Source organism: Azospirillum sp. TSH58, from assembly GCF_003119115.1.
Lineage (GTDB): Bacteria > Pseudomonadota > Alphaproteobacteria > Azospirillales > Azospirillaceae > Azospirillum.
Genome location: NZ_CP022367.1, coordinates 1,603,547 through 1,620,624, shown reverse-complemented (window position 1 = coordinate 1,620,624; position 17,078 = coordinate 1,603,547). Strand labels below are relative to the sequence as shown.

The 17,078-nt window shown below is 69.7% G+C and carries 15 protein-coding genes; 8 read left to right on the top strand and 7 right to left on the bottom strand.

Translation table 11 applies throughout. The annotated features are described in order from the left end of the window. Positions 1-51: 51 nt before the first annotated feature. The 8 genes from TSH58p_RS28750 (at position 52) to TSH58p_RS28715 (ending at position 7,900) form a co-directional block, all read left to right on the top strand. Positions 52-1,368, top strand: a complete 1,317-nt coding sequence (locus TSH58p_RS28750; protein ID WP_109071499.1) for a PotD/PotF family extracellular solute-binding protein — start codon at positions 52-54, stop codon at positions 1,366-1,368. A gap of 173 nt (positions 1,369-1,541) precedes the next feature. Next, positions 1,542-2,465 carry an ABC transporter permease gene (locus tag TSH58p_RS28745; RefSeq protein WP_199230195.1) on the top strand — a complete coding sequence of 308 codons (924 nt, stop codon included), beginning with the start codon at positions 1,542-1,544 and terminating at the stop codon, positions 2,463-2,465. A gap of 3 nt (positions 2,466-2,468) precedes the next feature. Next, complete coding sequence (locus TSH58p_RS28740) at positions 2,469-3,308, top strand: ABC transporter permease (RefSeq protein WP_109071501.1); 840 nt, start codon at positions 2,469-2,471, stop codon at positions 3,306-3,308. Between the two features lie 17 nt (positions 3,309-3,325). After that, positions 3,326-4,072, top strand: coding sequence for an aspartate/glutamate racemase family protein (locus TSH58p_RS28735; RefSeq protein ID WP_109071502.1), 747 nt, complete (start codon positions 3,326-3,328; stop codon positions 4,070-4,072). A 14-nt stretch (positions 4,073-4,086) separates the two neighbouring features. After that, entirely contained in the window at positions 4,087-4,929 is an 843-nt protein-coding gene (locus TSH58p_RS28730; protein ID WP_109071503.1) for a GNAT family N-acetyltransferase, read from the top strand. Between the two features lie 132 nt (positions 4,930-5,061). After that, positions 5,062-5,472 (top strand): RcnB family protein, encoded by a 411-nt coding sequence (locus TSH58p_RS28725; protein WP_109071504.1) that lies wholly within the window; start codon positions 5,062-5,064, stop codon positions 5,470-5,472. Between the two features lie 102 nt (positions 5,473-5,574). Further along, entirely contained in the window at positions 5,575-7,533 is a 1,959-nt protein-coding gene (locus tag TSH58p_RS28720; protein ID WP_109071505.1) for a tetratricopeptide repeat protein, read from the top strand. Between the two features lie 109 nt (positions 7,534-7,642). Next, on the top strand, positions 7,643-7,900 hold the full coding sequence (locus tag TSH58p_RS28715; RefSeq protein ID WP_109071506.1) for a hypothetical protein: 258 nt from the start codon (positions 7,643-7,645) through the stop codon (positions 7,898-7,900). Here the strand turns inward: TSH58p_RS28715 and TSH58p_RS28710 are convergent. From TSH58p_RS28710 to TSH58p_RS28675, 7 genes are all read right to left on the bottom strand, one after another. Next, a complete protein-coding gene (locus TSH58p_RS28710; RefSeq protein ID WP_247874193.1) occupies positions 7,870-8,886 on the bottom strand; it encodes a response regulator in 1,017 nt (338 codons plus the stop codon). The two genes, TSH58p_RS28715 and TSH58p_RS28710, sit on opposite strands and share 31 nt — an antisense overlap. A gap of 284 nt (positions 8,887-9,170) precedes the next feature. Beyond that, on the bottom strand, positions 9,171-9,920 hold the full coding sequence (locus TSH58p_RS28705) for a response regulator transcription factor (protein WP_109071508.1): 750 nt from the start codon (positions 9,918-9,920) through the stop codon (positions 9,171-9,173). 79 nt (positions 9,921-9,999) lie between these two features. Continuing rightward, the gene (locus TSH58p_RS28700) at positions 10,000-12,885 is read right to left on the bottom strand and encodes a response regulator (RefSeq protein WP_109071509.1); all 2,886 of its coding nucleotides are present in this window, start codon (positions 12,883-12,885) and stop codon (positions 10,000-10,002) included. 424 nt (positions 12,886-13,309) lie between these two features. Continuing rightward, positions 13,310-14,071 (bottom strand): hypothetical protein, encoded by a 762-nt coding sequence (locus TSH58p_RS28690; RefSeq protein ID WP_109071511.1) that lies wholly within the window; start codon positions 14,069-14,071, stop codon positions 13,310-13,312. A gap of 148 nt (positions 14,072-14,219) precedes the next feature. Continuing rightward, positions 14,220-15,005, bottom strand: a complete 786-nt coding sequence (locus TSH58p_RS28685) for a hypothetical protein (RefSeq protein WP_109071512.1) — start codon at positions 15,003-15,005, stop codon at positions 14,220-14,222. Between the two features lie 21 nt (positions 15,006-15,026). Further along, positions 15,027-16,280, bottom strand: a complete 1,254-nt coding sequence (locus tag TSH58p_RS28680) for an ATP-grasp domain-containing protein (RefSeq protein WP_109071513.1) — start codon at positions 16,278-16,280, stop codon at positions 15,027-15,029. Further along, the gene (locus TSH58p_RS28675) at positions 16,277-17,077 is read right to left on the bottom strand and encodes a GNAT family N-acetyltransferase (RefSeq protein WP_109071514.1); all 801 of its coding nucleotides are present in this window, start codon (positions 17,075-17,077) and stop codon (positions 16,277-16,279) included. The genes TSH58p_RS28680 and TSH58p_RS28675 overlap by 4 nt, the downstream gene beginning before the upstream one ends. Position 17,078 lies beyond the last annotated feature (1 nt).

Below are 17,078 nucleotides of genomic sequence, written 5' to 3'. Positions count from 1 at the left end.
ACCCAAAACCGAATCCCCAAGAACCGACCGACCATACTGGAGGCACAGAGCATGACCGAGACGCGCACCGGCTCGCCCCTTTCCGCCGGGACCACCACGGGCGTCAGCCGCCGCACGCTGCTGAAGGGCAGCGCCGCCGCCGCGGGTGTCGCCATCGGGTCGGGGGCGATCACCGGCTTCCCCACCATCTGGGCGCAGAACATCAAGAACGTCACGCTGCGCCAGTTCGGCACCGGCGTGTCGAACCTGAACGCCGTCGCCGACAAGGTGAAGGAGGATCTCGGCTTCACGCTGCAGATGACCGCGCTCGATTCGGACGCTGTGGCCCAGCGCGCGGTGACCCAGCCGAAGTCCTACGACATCGCCGACATCGAATACTGGATCTGCAAGAAGGTCTTCCCGGCGGGCGTGATGCAGCCGATGGACGTGTCCAAGATCAAGAACTTCGACAAGATCGTCCCGATCTTCGTCAACGGCAAGCTGACCCCGGAGAGCGCCGTCGCCCAGGGCACCGCCCCGCACACCGTCGGCTTCGTCGAGGGCAAGGACAGCATCAAGTTCGCCAAGTCGGCCACCCAGTGGATGACGCTGATCCCGACCATCTACAACGCCGACACGCTGGGCATCCGCCCCGATCTGGTCGGCCGCCCGATCACCAGCTGGACGGACCTGCTGGACCCGGCCTTCAAGGGCAAGGCGTCGATTCTGAACATCCCCTCCATCGGAATCATGGACGCCGCCATGGTCTGCGAGGCCATGGGCGAGGTGAAGTACGGCGACAAGGGCAACATGACCAAGGAGGAGATCGACAAGACCCTCAAGATCATGACCGACGCCAAGAAGGCCGGCCAGTTCCGCGCCTTCTGGAAGACCTTCGACGAGAGCGTGAACCTGATGTCGTCGGGCGAGGTCATCATCCAGTCCATGTGGTCGCCCGCCGTGGCCGCCGTGCGCGCCAAGGGCATCCCCTGCGTCTACCAGCCGCTGAAGGAAGGCTACCGCGCCTGGGGCGGCGGTCTCGGCATCGCCAAGCATCTGAGCGGTCTGGAGCTTGAGGCGGCCTACGAGTACATCAACTGGTACCTGTCGGGCTGGGTCGGCGCCTACCTGAACCGCCAGGGCTATTACTCCGCCGTGCTCGACACCGCGAAGGAGCACATGTCGCCGGACGAGTGGGCCTTCTGGATGGAGGGCCAGCCGGCCAAGACCGACATCCTCAGCCCCGAAGGCAAGGTGATGGAGAAGGCCGGCGCGGTGCGCGACGGCGGGTCGTTCCAGGACCGCATGGGCCGCGTGGCCTGCTGGAACGCGGTGATGGACGAGGACCGCTACATGGTCCGCAAGTGGAACGAGTTCGTCGCGGCGTAAGGCGCGTCTGCGTTTGCCCCCACCCTTCCCATGCTCCGCATGGGCCCCTTCCCTCCCCCGCTGGGCAGGGGAGGGAGCATCAAATTCCCTCCCCCGCCCAGCGGGGGAGGGTCAGGGTGGGGGCAAGACTCCCTCACACCCCGCACTCCCCCACGGCACCGGACCCCTGCGCCATGACCGCCTCCACCGTCCCATCCGAAGCGTCCAGCGCGTCCGCGGCACCGCGGGGCGACGGGGTGCGCCGTTCCACGCTGCGCCGGGTCGTCCCCTATCTCCAGGCCGGGCCGCTGGCGCTGACTCTCCTGGTCTTCCTGCTGATCCCCATCCTGACCATCGTCGCGGTCAGCTTCTGGGACTACGACAGCATCCGCATCTACCCGGACTTCGTGCTGACCAACTACGAGGAGCTGCTGACCTCGCCGGTCACCTGGAAGACCTACCTGAACACGGTGAAGTTCGCGGCGCTGACCTGGGTCATCACATTGCTGATCGGCTTCACCGTCGCCTATTTCCTGGCCTTCCACGTCCAGTCCACGACCTGGCAGATGGTGCTGTTCCTGGTCTGCACGATCCCCTTCTGGACCTCCAACATCATCCGCATGATCTCGTGGATTCCCTTCCTCGGGCGCAACGGGCTGCTGAATTCGGGGCTGATCTCCGCCGGGCTGATCGACCAGCCGCTGGAGTTCCTGCTGTTCTCCGACTTCGCGGTGGTGCTGGCCTTCGTGCACCTCTACGCGCTGTTCATGGTAGTGCCGATCTTCAATTCGATGATGCGCATCGACCGCGCCCTGGTCGAGGCGGCGCGCGACGGCGGCGCCAGCGCGGCGCAGGTGGTGTGGAACGTCATCCTGCCGCTGGCCAAGCCGGGCATCGCCATCGGCTCCATCTTCGTCGTCACGCTGGTGATGGGCGACTTCATCACCGTGCGCCTGATGAGCGGCGGGCAGAGCGCCTCCATCGGGCTGATGATCGCCAACGAGATCTCGCTGCTGCAATACCCCGCCGCCGCCGCGAACGCCGTCGTCCTGCTGGCCGTCGTCCTCATCATGGTCGTGGCGATGCTGCGCATCGTCGACATCCGCAAGGAGCTGTAAGCGATGACCGGCACCGGCACCCGGCGCGGCCTGTCCTTCTACCTGCTCGCCGCCTTCTTCGGGCTGTTCGTCCTGTTCCTCTACGGGCCGATCGCCACCATCACCATCCTGTCCTTCCAGGGGCCGGAGGGCGGGCTGACCTTCCCGATGAACGGCGTCTCCCTCCACTGGTTCAGGAACCTGTTCGAGCAGCAGGCGGTGGGCGATTTCGGCGGCTCCTTCCGCCGCTCCATCGCGCTGGGGCTGACGGTGATGGTGCTGACGGTGCTGTTCTCGCTGCTCGCCGGCTTCGCCTTCCGCCGCCGCTTCCTGGGCAGCGGGGCGCTGTTCTATCTGGCGGTGGCCAGCCTGATCGTGCCGTCGATCCTGGTCAGCCTGGGCATCGGCCTGCTGTTCAACATCCTGGGCATCGAGCCGACCTGGTACGGCTCGGCGCTCGGCGCGCATCTGACCTGGACGCTGCCCTTCGGGCTGCTGATCGTCTTCGCCATCTTCAACCGCTTCAACCCGGCCTACGAGGAGGCGGCGCGCGACCTCGGCGCCACGCCCTGGCAGACGGTGCGGCATGTCGTGCTGCCCATCCTGCTGCCCAGCCTGATCGGCGTCGGGCTGTTCGGCTTCACCCTGTCCTACGACGAGTTCGCGCGCACGCTGATGACCGCGGGGTCCTTCAACACCCTGCCGCTGGAGATCTACGGCATGACGACCAACGTCACGACGCCGGTGCTCTACGCGCTGGGCACGCTGACGACGCTGTTCTCCTTCACGGTGATCGGCCTGTTCCTCGCCGGGGTGATGATCCTGCGCCGCCGCCGTCTGCGGCGGACCGGCGCCGCCGCTTGAAACGCAGGGAGCCAGCCATGCGCATCCTGGTCGTCAATCCCAACACCACCGCCTCGATGACCGAGAAGGCCGGAGCGGCCGCCCGCGCCGTCGCGGCGCCGGGGACGGAGATCGTCGCCGCCAACCCGGCCATGGGACCCGCCAGCATCGAGGGCTATTACGACGAGGCGCTCGCCGTTCCCGGCCTGCTGGAGGTCATCGCCGCCCATGAACGCGCCGCACCCGGCATCGACGGCGTGGTGATCGCCTGCTTCGACGATGTCGGGCTGGACGCCGCGCGTTGCCTCGCCGCCGTCCCGGTGGTCGGCATCTGCGAGGCGGCGATGAAGACCGCCACCCTGCTCGGCGGGCGGTTCAGCGTGGTCACCACCATGCCGCGCTCCGTCCCGGCGCTGGAGCATCTGGCGGAGCGCTACGGCGTGGCCGGGCGCTGCCGGGTGCGCGCCGCCGGCGTGCCGGTGCTGGCGCTGGAGGACCCGGCGTCCGGCGCCGTGGAACGGGTGCGCGAAACCATCCGCCAAGCCATCGCGGAGGACGGGGCGGAGAGCGTCGTCCTGGGCTGCGCCGGGATGGCGGATCTGGCGCGTGCCCTGACCGCCGAGATGGGCGTGCCGGTGGTTGACGGCGTCACCGCCGCGGTGAAGCTGGTGGAGGGGCTGGCCGTGCTGGGCTTGCGCACCGGCAAGACCGGCGGTTACGCTTTCCCCCTGCCCAAACCCTACGCCGGGGACATGGCGCGCTTCGCCCCCGCCCCGCAGCCCTGAACCGGAGGGACGCCATGGAAGGCTACCGCGTGCGCGTGATGAGCCGGGCCGAGCTGGATCTGGCCGTCGACTGGGCGCGGGCGGAGGGCTGGAACCCCGGCCTGCACGACGCCGGAGCCTTCCACGCCGTGGACCCCGAAGGTTTCCTGATCGGGGAGCTGGACGGCGAGCCGGCAGCCTGCCTCTCCGTCGTCCGCTATCCCGAGAACTTCGGCTTCCTCGGCTTCTACATCGTACGGCCCGGAATGCGCGGGCGCGGGCTCGGCTGGGACCTCTGGAAGGCAGGGCTGAGGCATTTGGAAGGCTGCACCGTTGGGCTGGACGGGGTGGTGGCCCAGCAGGACAACTATCGCAAGTCCGGCTTCGCGCTGGCCTACCGCAACGTCCGCTACGGCGGCGCCCCGCCCGCCGGAACCTCCTCCGCCGCGGCGCTGGTGGACGCCCGGACGGTGCCCTTCGACCGGCTGCTGGCGTGGGACCGCGCCCTGTTCCCGGCGCCGCGCGCCGGTTTCCTGTCCAATTGGATCGCCCTGCCCGGCGCCACCGCGCTGGCCGCCGTGGTCGACGGGGAGTTGCGGGGCTTCGGGGTGATCCGCCCCTGCCACAGCGGCAGCAAGATCGGCCCGCTCTACGCCGCCGACCGCGGCACGGCGCGCGATCTGGCTCTGGCGCTCGCCGCCACGGCGGGCGACGCCCCGATCTTCCTCGACGTTCCGGAGGTCAACCGCGACGCCGTCCTGCTGGCGGAGGAGCTGGGCCTGACACCGCAGTTCGAAACGGCCCGCATGTATCTCGGCCCCGCCCCAACCATCGACACCGCGCGTCTGTTCGGGGTGACGACCTTCGAATTGGGCTGACGGCGGGCCGGGCTGAACCGTAACAGTCCGTTACCAAACAGGGGGGCGCCGGACACACGCCGGCAACAGGGTGGGCGCAGCATCGGGGCATCGGGATCACGATCCCAGCCTGACGAAACGAGGGATACCCCCATGTCGCGCATCCTGATCGCCGCCATGACCGCCGCTACCGTGCTGGCCGGCCTGGGCACCCAAGACGCTGCCGCCGCCGGCTGGGGACCGGATCACCGCGAACCGCCGCGGATCGAGCGGGACCACCGCGGTCCCGATCTGCACCGCCCCGATCTGCACCGCCCCGATCTGCGCCGTCCTGAATCGCACCGCCCGACTCCGCCGGTCCACCGCGCGGCGCGGCACTGGAAGCCCGGCGACCGGCTGCCCACCGCCTACGCCTCGCGGCGCCACGTCATCGCCACGCCCGCCGCCTATCACCTGCACCGGCCGCCACGCGGCCATCACTGGGTCCGCGCCGGATCGGACGCCATTCTGGTGGCGTCCGGATCGGGAATCATGGTCCGGATCGTCCCCGGCCTGTTCCGCTGAGAACCTGCCCTTCCTTCGTGGACGCGCCCCGGCCGGGCGGTCTACTCTCCCCCGAGTTGCACCGCCCTTCCCCGCGATGCCCGCTCCCACGATGGACGCTCCATGACGGACAGCCGCAATCCCCGGCCCTCGCTCACCGATGCCCTGACCCTGCATAACGACGGCCGGGGCGACGAGGCGGAGCGGGCGTACCGCCAGATCCTGAAGCGTGAGCCGCGGAATCCCGACGCCTGGCACCTGCTGGGCGTGCTGCTGTCCGAGCGGGGCGATCACGACTCCGGCATCGCCAGCATCCGCACCGCCCTGTCCTTCCGGGAAGCCTTGGAATACCGCCTGAATCTCGGCTCGTCCCTGCTCGACGCCGGCCGCGTGGACGAGGCGCTGGACGCCCTGATGGCGGCGCTGCGCCTCGGTCCGGACCGGGCGGACGTCCATTTCCGGCTGGGCAACCTGTTTCGTCTTCAGCGCCGCCCCAACGAAAGCGTCGCCGCCTACCGTCAGGCCATCGCGCTCCAGCCCGGCTTCGTGGAGGCGTTGAACAACCTCGGCTCGCTGTTCCTGGAGGTCGGGCAGACCGACGCCGCCATCGCCGCCTTCACCGACGCCATCCAGGCGGCGCCGGCCAACGCCGAGTCCCACTGCAACCTCGGCTACGCCCTGGATCTGCAGGACCGGCTGGGCGAAGCGGCGGCGGCCTACCGCGTCGCGCTGGCCTTCCAGCCCGATTTCGCCCTGGCCTGGTCCAACCTCGGCAACACCCTGAAGGGGCAAGGGCACCCGGACCAGGCCATCGCCGCCTACCGCTCGGCATTGACGCACCGTCCGGATTTCCCGATGGCGCACAGCAACGCCCTGATGGCGCAGCATTACCTGCCGGAGTGCGGAAACGCCGACTTCCTCGCCGCCGCCCGCGACTGGGTCGAACGAAGCGGCGGCGGCCTCCCCGTCGCCGCTCCGGCGGTCCGCGACGATCGTCACCGTCCGCTGCGCATCGGCTACGTCTCCAGCGACTTCAACAGCCATCCCGTCGGCTATTTCCTGGAAAGCGTCCTGAGGGCGCACGACCGCTCGGCGGTCACCGCCTACGGCTACGCCAACAACGGCCGGACCGACGACGTGACGGACAGCCTGCGCGCCGCCGCCGACGGATGGCGCCCCATCGTCGGCATGGGCGACGCGGCCGTGGCCGAGCTGATCCGGCGGGACGGCATCGACATCCTCGTCGATCTGTCCGGCCACACCGGCAACAACCGCCTGCCCCTGTTCGCCCGGCGGCCCGCCCCCGTCCAGGTGAGCTGGCTCGGCTATTTCGGGACGACCGGCCTGCCGACGATGGACTGGATCATCGCCGACCGCCACGTCCTGCCGCCGGGGGAGGAGCGCTTCTTCACCGAGAAGGTCTGGCGCCTGCCCGGCAGTTATCTGTGCTTCACCCCGCCGGCGGAGGATGTGCCGGTCGGGCCGCTTCCCATGCTCGGCGGCGGTCCGGTCACGCTCGGCGCCTTCCACAACCGGGCCAAGATCACCCGGCCGACCGTCGCGCTGTGGGCGCAGGTCCTGACCGCCCTGCCGCAAGCCCGCCTGCTCCTGAAATCGCGGGAGTTCGCCGATTACGGGGTGCGGCAGACCCTGCGCGACCAGTTCGCCGCGCACGGCATCGCGCCGAACCGCCTGCGCATGGAAGGGAAGACGCCGCGGGCGGACTATTTCCACAGCCACAACCGCATCGACCTCGCCCTGTCCCCCATCCCCTTCGGCGGCGGCACGACGACGGCCGAGAGCCTGTGGATGGGCGTGCCGGTGGTGACCCTGCGCGGCGACCGCTGGGCTGGGCGCATCGGGGTCAGCTTCCTGGAAACGCTCGGCCTCGCCGACCGGCTGGTGGCGGACAGCCCGGAGGACTACGTCGCCAAGACCGCCGCCCTGGCCGGCGACCCGGAGGCCCTGGCCGCCCTGCGCGCCGGCCTGCGGGAGCGTCTGCGCCAATCCCCGCTGTGCGACGCGCCGGCCTTCGCCCGCTCGCTGGAGGAGGCCTACCGGTCGATGTGGCGCGAACCGTAAGGGTGCCGTGGGCGTGCCAAAGGAAGTCCTTCCGATACGCCCTGGCACAACGGCGCCGAACATGCGTTGAAGGACCCGACGACGCAGCGGAAGCGAGGCCGAGACGCCGATGATGAAGGATCCCAAACAGATCGCGCGGGTTGCCCTGCAATCGGCCCGCGTCAATGTCGAGGTCTACGAGGCCTGCGGCCTGATCGACACGCCGTCGGCCCACGGCCTGCGCTACAAGATCGCCGTTCAGGCGAGCGACGTGAACGGCGACGAGTGCCGTTTCCCCTCCTGCGCCTGCCCCTGGCCGGACTGTTCCCGCCAGGCGGAGGCGGGGGCCGCGGACGGTCAGCCCAGCGGGCCGACCGTCTCCACGTAACGCTCCATGGCGGCCACGCCTTCTTCGGTCAGCTCGATGAAGACGCGGCGGCCGTCCTTGTCGTCGGCGATGCGCCGGACCAGCCCGCGGTCGTGCAGGTCGGTGATGCGGCGCAGCGCCGTGGTCTGCGCGACGCCGGACGCGATGCACAGCGAGGACACGGAAATCCGCCGCCCCTGGAGATGGTTGATCATCAGGTCCAGCAGCATGTCCCAGCAGGGGTCCTCGAACAGCCCCTTGGGAAAGAACTTCTCGCGGGCGGCGCGCTTGCGCCGGATCGCCGTCAGGATGCCCAGGCTGTCCGGCACACCGCCGTCCGCCACCGCTTCGCAAACGGGTGGAGCCACGGTCGCGATGGCCGCGGGGGACGCCGTCGGTGCGGCGGCCGCGCGCTGGGCCGCGACGAAGGGCATCACGCGGGCCGCCGCGGCTTCCCCGCGCAAGGCCCGCACCGTCTCGACCAGCGCCAGCCCGTGACGGTAGGCCTGCTCCAGCGCGTCGTCGCGGCTGTCCATCGCCGCCGGGAAGTCCGGAACCGGCGATGCGCCCAATTCGCCACTGTCCAGGACACGGGCCAGCGCGCGCTCGATCTGCGCGTCGTCCTCCGGGTCGGTCACCACGTCGGCCGCCTCCAGACGGAGGGCACGCACCACGTCGTCGGCCTCCGGGTTGCGGGCGAAGAGGATGCAGGCGAGGCCGCGGTGGGTGCGGTGCAGCCGCTCCATCAGCGCCAGACCGTCGAACCAGGGCGACCCGCCGTCCACGAACACCACGCCGACGCTGCGGTCCACGTCGAGCAGGCCCAGCGCCGAGATCACGTCGCGCGTGTCCTGAACCCGGTGGCCGAGCCGCAGGGCGCAGTCGCGGATGCCGGCGATGGCCGCGCTGTCGTTGCCGATGATCAGAATGGAAGGCGCCGCCGCCGAGTAGGCCGGTGCCGAGTAATTCGGTGCCGCTTGACTGGTCGCCGTTTGACCGGCCGCCATATGGCCAGTCAGCGCGAGACGCTCCGCCGAACGCGAAACCAGGGACCGTTGCATGCCGCTCTCACCCGCATCAGATCGCGCGCCGGTTGACCGGCGGCGGTGTCAGGCCCGGCGCGGCGACCCGATGCGGCGGAACCGTCCGCCACTTCCAGGTACCCGCTTGGAACCGTCAATCATTCGTTGGGTGATGTATAGCATTACCCCGTTCGAACGCGTATCAACGGCCGTTGATACTTTTCTGTCGGAGTAACGTGCGGTTTATTATTGCATATTAATCATTATCGTCAAGAATCGTCGGATTCCAATGCATAACCGACCCCGCGGACGGTAATGATCGGCGAGGGTGCGCCGTCGTCCAGCCGCATCTTGCGGCGCAGCCGGGTGATCAGCGTGTCCACCGTGTGCTCGCTGATGGAACGCGGGTCGCGGTTGCTGATCACGTCCAGAAGATATTCGCGGCTGACCGGGTTGGGCCGCATGGCCGCCAGCGCCGCCAGGATGTTGAACTCCCCCGTCGTCAGCGCGAGGTAGGAACCGTCGGGACGGAACAGCGCGCGGCGCACCAGATCGAGACGCCATCCCCGGAAGGTCAGCGGCGCGTCGGGCGCCGGCCCCGCCGCCGCCTCCACGGATGTGGGCGGAACGGCGGGCGCCCCGGAGCGGCGCAGCAGGTTGCGGATGCGGATCAGCAGCTCAAGCAGGTCGACCGGCTTGGTCACATAGTCGCCGCCGTGGGACAGGCCGGCGATGCGGTCGGTCGGGCTGTCGCGCCCGGTCACGAAGATCAGCGGAACGGTTTCCCCCAGCCGCAACCGCTCGGCCAGGGCCAGCCCGTCGCAATCCGGCAGGTTGATGTCCAGAAGCACAAGGTCCGGCCGGTCCTGCGCGATGCGCTCGGTCAGTTCCGCCCCGTTCGCCGCCCGCAGCACCCGCAGCCCCTGATGCTCCAGGTAGGTCGCGATCAAATCCTGCGTCTCCGGGGAATCCTCGACCACCAGCACGGTCCGCCCGACCAGCTCCGATCCGACGCTCATGATGCCCCGCCCACCGCCGCCGCTCCCGTCGCGACAACCCCTGTCGCACCACCTTCTGTCGCATCAACCCCTGTCGCCGTCATGTCAGCCCCGCCTCCCCCGTTTCGATGGCGCGCAGGGCGGCATGAAGCCGATCCCGAAGCGCCGCCGCATCCCCTTGCATGGAAGCGGCCTCCCCATTCCCGTTCTCGACGGCCTGCGCCGCCCGCTCCAACGCCCGCGCCGCGGCGCTCACCTCCGGAAACCCATAGGTGCCGCCACTGCCCTTCATGCGGTGGGCCGCGTCGACCACGCGCCGGGGCGGCGATTCCGCATCGTCAAGAACCGCCAGCACCTCCCGGCAGGCCTGGGCGAAGCGCTCCATCAGCCGCGCGCGGTCGGCGCTGGACAGCCCCCCCGGGAGGAGCCCCCTGGCGAGCGGCGCCTGCCGGACCGCGAAGGACGGAGCGGGCGCGGACGCGCTGGAGCCGGACGGCGCGTGACGCGCGAGCGCGTCCTGAAGCGCGTCGGGGTCCACCGGCTTGGCCACCACCTCGTCGACCCCGGCGTCCAGATAGTCCGCCCGATCCTCCGGAGAGCTGTTGGCGGTCACCGCGATCACCGGCACCAGCGCCCGCTCGGCGTCCGGCAACGCGCGGATGCGCCGCGTCACCTCCACCCCGTCGATCCCCGGCAGCCGCATGTCGAGCAGCACGACGTCCACGGTCCTGGTGGCCAGAACCGCCATTGCCTCCTCCCCGCTGTCCGCATAGACGGCGCGGTGGCCGCCGGGCGCCAGATACTCGCGAAGGATGGCCTGATTCTCCGGCGCGTCCTCCACCACCAGGATGTCCAGGCTCCCCGGCACCGGCATGGGCGCGGCGCGGCCCGGCGAGGGATCGGCGACGGGAAGCGGGCGTGTCGGAAGCGAGACCGTGAAGAGGGAACCGCCGCCCGTCCGGCCTTCCAGGCAGACGTCGCCCCCCATCAACTGCACGAGCCCGTTGACGATGGCGAGCCCCAGCCCGGCGCCGTCGCGTCGGTTGCCTTCCAGCCGAGCCCCCTCCAACCGATGGAAAGGCTCGAAGATGATGGCCTGGGCCGACCGCGGAACGCCGGGGCCGCTGTCCGCCACGGTCAGGCACAGGACGACCGTCCCGCCCACCGTGTCCGCCGGAGCCGGCCTTACGGTCAGCGTCACCTCCACCCCGCCCCGTTCGGTGAATTTCACGGCGTTGCTCAGCAGGTTCAGAACGATCTGGCGCAGGCGCAATGGATCGATCCAAAAGCGCGCCGCCCCCAGCCCGCTGACCGTCAGGGACAGGTCGATGCCCTTCTCCTCGGCGCCCGCGCGCATCAGCGCCACGGCGTCCTCCACCAGCGCGACCACATCGGTGGGCTGTGGATGCAGCTCCATCCGGCCCGCCTCCAGCCGCGACAGGTCGAGGATGGTGTCGAGCATGGAGACGAGATGGCGCCCCGCCTCGTCGGCGACGCGCAGCCGTTCGTCGAGCTGGCCGGTCGGGCCTTCGCGGCGGATCACCCGCACCATGCCCAGAACGGCGTTCAGCGGGGTCCGGACCTCGTGGCTGAGGTTGGCGAGGAAGCGCTCCAGCGTCGCGGACTTGTCCGACAGGGCGCGGGTGCGCTCGGCGATCTGGCGCTCCAGTCCTTCGTTGAGGGCGGCCAGTTCCTGCGACAGCCGGCGCTCGTTGAGGAAGGCCGTCTCCACCCGCCGCCCCAGCACCAGCGCGTGGCTGAACAGGAACAGCAGCGCGCCGTAGGGAACGAGGTCGATGCTCTCGAAGAAATGCGCGTACATCAGCGCGTCGTGCACCACCGCCCCCAGGAAGGCCAGCGCCCCCGCCCCCAGCAGGAGCGCGCCGGAATGGCGGCGCAGGGCGGCCACGGCGAGGCGCCACGCGAAATACAGGGCCGACAGCACCAGCAGCAGGCTCGCCACGTCGCGCAGCCGGGTGAATTGCGCCGGCTCGGTCACCAGCACCAGGAACATGCCGGGCACCGCGACCGCCATCATGGCGCGCCCGACCCCACGGTGCAGGCATCCCGGGAACAGCTCGCGCAGCAGGTGGAAATAGATCGGGTAGAACATGTAGATCGGCAGATATTCCAGCCGGTAGGCCCAGACCTCCGACACGCCGGGGAAGAAGACGCGCAGCAGTTCGCTGGTGCACATCAGCCGCATGGCGCAGGCGGCCAGCAGCATCACAAGGAACAGCGGGGCCGCCGACAGGCGTCGGCGCAGGAAGGCGCCGATGAACAGCGCCATCAGCGACAGCGACATCAGCGCCCCGGCGTTCGTCATCAACTGCCGCTGCCACAGCCGCGACAGCCCGCCGTTGGCGTCGAGATAGATCGTGCGCCCGATCCCGCCTTCGAAATGGAAGTGGTTGGAGACCTCCACCGCCAGCTCGATCACCCGCTGCCCGCCATGCAGCGTGACGAACCGGGAAACGGAGGAGGACTGCTCCTGCGCGGCGGCCAGCGCCGGAACCCCGGCGGCGGCGACCGAGCGGCCGTCCACCCACACCCGCATGGCGGAATTGACCGGCGGCATCTTCAGCGTCAGCGGCGGCATGCCGGGCGGCAGCAGGATCTTCAGGCGGAAGGTGGCGGCGCCAAACCCGCCCATCTCCCGCCCGTCCGGGCGCTCGGCCCCGTTCCAGATCGCCGGCAGGGTGAAGGGCGTCCACAGCGCCCCATCCGGCTCCGGCAGGGGATTCAGGCTTTCCTCGCCGGCCAGCCGGTCCCAGGACACCAGCCATTCGCCGTCCAGCGAGACCGGCCCGTCGAGGTCGGCGTACCAGCCGCGCAGATCGAGCACGCCGCGCTCCGCCTGCGGCAGGACGGTGGCCAGGGCCGGAACGGTGCAAAGGAGAACGAGAAGCAGAACCGCGCCCAGCCGTCGGGCGACACGCGCAACAAAGGCGGTTAGAGACGGCATGGCGGCAGGCGGCGGAGGCACCGGGGCACAATTCCTTCGGCAGGCGCACGGCACAGGCCGCGGCCAGACCCGCAGGTCGAGGGGTGCCGAGCCAGTCCCGTCATGAGAGGTATCGCAAAACGGTCGTTGCGGAAATACCGATGCACCCTGGCATTTAAAGCCGAAACCCCATGAAACCGAAACCGGCCACGCAGCGAAGTATAATCGGCCATCGGCGCAACAACGACTCAGAAATTCGCAACAAGCTTCATCAATCGTAAATCCTATAGAAAATGTGGTTTTAACCTCTCAATCGAAGACACGGCCCATATTTGGCGCTGACCGCTGGACAGGACGATTTCAACAGAAGCCTCTAATAGGCAGAGCGTCCGGAACCGCCCGAACACAGGCGAACTTCCGGACGCTCCGATGCAATGCGACCGATCGGCCGGGGCGCTGAACGCGGTCAGGCCATGGCCTTCATCTGCTTGTCCATGCGGGCGAGCACGGCCATCACCTCCTTGCAGCGGCTCTTCACATCCTCGTCGGTTTCCGGGATGCCGTCCTGCGAGGAGATGTTGCGCCAGTCCTTCAGGAAGGCCTTCAGCTCGGGCATCTTCGGCAACTGGGTGCCGACGCCACGGATGTCCTCCTTCCACAGGTCCTGGTAATCGCCCACCGTCTTCGCCGTCTTCAGCTTCTTCGCCAGGGACAGCATGTATTTTTCCAGGATCTCCCGCCCCTTGGCGCGCACCTTGTCGGCCTTCTCGATGGCGTCCTTCATGCCCTCGTAGTCATCGACAATCTTGTCGCCGAGCGAGGACTGGTTGAAGGCGACGAAGAGCTGGTCGGCGGCCTTGGCCACCTTCTCCGCGTGGGCGGTGGAGTCCTTCGGGATCAGCTTGTTCGACTTGAACTTCTTCGCCGTCGCCTCGGCCAGATCGCGGAGCTTCTGGAGCTGGGTGCGCAACGGCTCGACCGAGCGCTTGTACTCCGCCCGCGCCTCGTCCAGCAGCGAGTCGAGATCGTCCAGTGTGGCGTTGCTGGGGGCGTTCACCGACACGCTCAGCTTCTTCCAGTCGATGGCGCCGTGCGCCTTGTCCACCGCCTTCATCGCGTCGCCGACGCCGGTCTTGCCGGCGATCTTGGCGATGGCGCCCTTCTTCTTGTCCCAGTCCTTCTGGGTCAGGATGTCCGGGATGTCGATGCGCTTCAGGGGACCACCCATCTCTCAGCTCCTCCGCTTAACCAAACATTCACCCTACCGGCCTGCATGGTAGGAGGCGGGCGCGCCCCTCGGAATCGGCGATTGCTCCTCTCCCGCCGCTACCGGAGCCGAATGGGTCCAAAACGGCGGCTTCGCTCCCCGCCTCGTTTCAGCGACCGCCCACCAGCTGCACCACGCCCTTGCAGACGGTGGCGAACTCCTTGATGAGGTCGGTGATCTGGCGGGCGGTGTAGTCGGGCGGCACGCGCATCGGCGGCCCGTCGCCGCCCTGCCCGGCCCAGGGGGCAAGCTTCCGGCGGTAGAAGTCCGGATCGGCGCGCAGCCCGTCCAGCGCCTTCGCCGCGGCGAGCTGGGTGGCGAGATCGCGGGCCAGCGCCGGGAACAGCTCGTTGTAGGTGTCCGGCGTCGGCTTGGCGCGCACCTTGGCGACCCCGGCGGCGGCGCGGGCCAGCGCGCCGTTGATGTTCGCCTCCCACCGCTTCTGCGCGCGTTCCGACGAGGCGGCGTCCTTTTCGGCCTGGGCGGCTTGTGCCTTGGCGCGGTCGGCGTCCGCGCCGATGGCCGCCTCCAGGTCGGCAAGCTCCTTGGCGAGCGCCTTCAACGCCCGTTCGCAGGCCGCCGCCGCGGCCTTGTCGCCACGGATTGCCGTATCCTCGTCGAGCGCCTTGTCCAGCGCGGCCAGATAGGCTTTGCGCGCCTTCACGGCGTCCTTCCCGGCGGCGGCGAGATCCTTCGCCGCCTCCTCACCGGCCCCGTCGCTGGCCGTGGCGGCGCGGTGGACGGCGTCGCCGGCCTTCAGCGCCTTGACCAGCGCGGCTTCGCCGTTCAGCGCGGCGGCGACCGCCTTGGCGTCCTTCGGCCGGTGCTTCGCCGTCGCGGCCTCGAAGCGCTTGCGGGCCGCGGCCCAGCGCTGCTCGTAAGGGACATGCGCCATCGCCGCCCGCCCGTTCCGACGCTACGCGACGGTCGGCTGGAGACGATCCTCCAGGGAGCGGATGGCGGCCCAGTCGCACTCGAAGACGGCGCGGTCCGGATGCGCGAGATAGATTTTCGCCAGCACCTGCGTCAGATCGAGCGTCGGAACCACCTCGTCCCCCAGCCGCGGCACGAGGCCGTAGCCGCGCACGCTCGCCATCCCGTCCAGAATGGAGAGATCCGGCAGCCCCTCCACCCGGCCAGACACCAGAACCGGCAAATAGAGGACCATCGCGTCGGCCAGGAACCGGTAATGGCCGTCGAGCAGCGGCTCCATCGCCGCCGCCCCGTCGAAGGCATCAACCAGCAGATCAACCTGATCGTGCCCGGTGCCCGCCGCGACGGCGGTGGTGGAGCCGGCCGGCCCCATGGCGCGCGCCGCGATCTCCACCAGAGCCGGACCACGCGACGTCATCCGCACCTCGGCATGGCCGGCGCCGTCGGTGATCTCCAGCGCGTCGAGGACCCGGCGGATGTAGGCCATCAGCGCCTGCGCCACCGGCTCCTCCGGCGGCAGCAGCCGGTAGTAGTCGTAGACGAAGGGCGACCCGTTCAGCGTCCGCTTGGCCGACAGCAGCACGTCGCAGACATAGTGGCGCCCGCCGCGGCTGACCGTGTTGACGACGTATTCGAGGCCGTCGAGGTAGGTCTGCACCAGCACCCGCTCGTTGGCCGAGCCGCAGAAGTCGCGGCTGCCCAGGATGGCGTCGACGGCGGCGCGCAGTTGCGCAGGCGTGTCGCAGAAATAGACATGGTCGGTGGAGGCGCTGGCCATCGGCTTCGCCACCACGGGCCAGCCCGCCCGCTCCGCCCACTCCACCGCCTCGGCGGCGCCGGTCGCCATGGTCTGGCGGGCGGTCAGCAGGCCGGCGGCGGCCAGCCGCTCGATCATCATGAACTTGTTGCGGCGGGCGGCGGTCAGCTTCGGGCTGTTGCCCGGCGTGCCGAGAGTGGCGCCCAGCGCGTCGGTCAGTTCCACCGCGGACTCGTTGCCCGGCAGGACGAAGGCCGGCGCCAGCGGACGCAACCGCTCGGCCAGCGCGTCGAGATCACCGTCATGGAGGATGTGCGCCGCGAAGTCGTCAGGCTGGTAGCTGCGCAGCAGCGACGGGGCGAGGTCCGGGCGGCTCTGCACCGCGACCACCTCGTAGCCCCGCGCGCGCAGGCGCGGCGCCAGAAGGATGCCGGTGGAATAGGGATCGACGACGACCGCCGTCTTGCGGAAGGCGATCATGGCGTGACCTCCAGCGCGGCGTCCTGCGGCAGGGGGTCTTCGGACAGGGCCGGCACGGCCTCCACCGGGCGCGCGTAGGTGACCAGCGGCACGGGACCGTCCAGCTCCACCGAACGCCCGACCCAGCCGGCCTCGATCACCGCCCTCTGCTCGTCCAGCTCCGGCACGGCGAAGACGCGCTCGCTGCCCGGCACCCAGGCGGGCGGCGCCGCCCCCAGGTCGCGGTGCAGCAGGTAGCGCAGCCGCCCGCTGGCGTGCATGACCAGCACCCGACGCACCAGGAAGCCGCCCGCCAGCAGGTTCGACAGGCTGCGCGGGTTGGACAGGGCGACGCGCGAGAACAGGTGCGGGCGCCCGGCCCCCAGAGCGTGGAGCGTGCGCAGGGTCACCAGCAGCCGCTGCAACCCGTTGCCGCGGAAGTCGGGATGGACCATGCAGCTCGCCATGTGGGCGGTGGCGGTTACGGCGGGGCGGGTGCCCGGCAGATCGTCCACGAAGGCCGGCATGCCCGGCAGGGGCAGGCCCAGGATGGCGCAGCCGATCAGCCGCCCCTCGGCCTCCAGCCCCAGCGTCACGCCGCGCTCGCCCAGATGCAGACCGGCGAATTCCGGCGTTTCGGGGAAATAGGCGTCGATGTCCGGCAGCTGCCCGAAGATGTAGCCGCGGAAGGCCTCCAGCGCCGGCAGGTCGGCGGGGCCGAGGAAGCGGATGCGGTAGGGAACGCAGACCGGCTGGCCGCGCCGGACGCGCAGCATGCCCGTGTGGACCGTCTGTTCAGGGGATAAGAGGACCGTCATG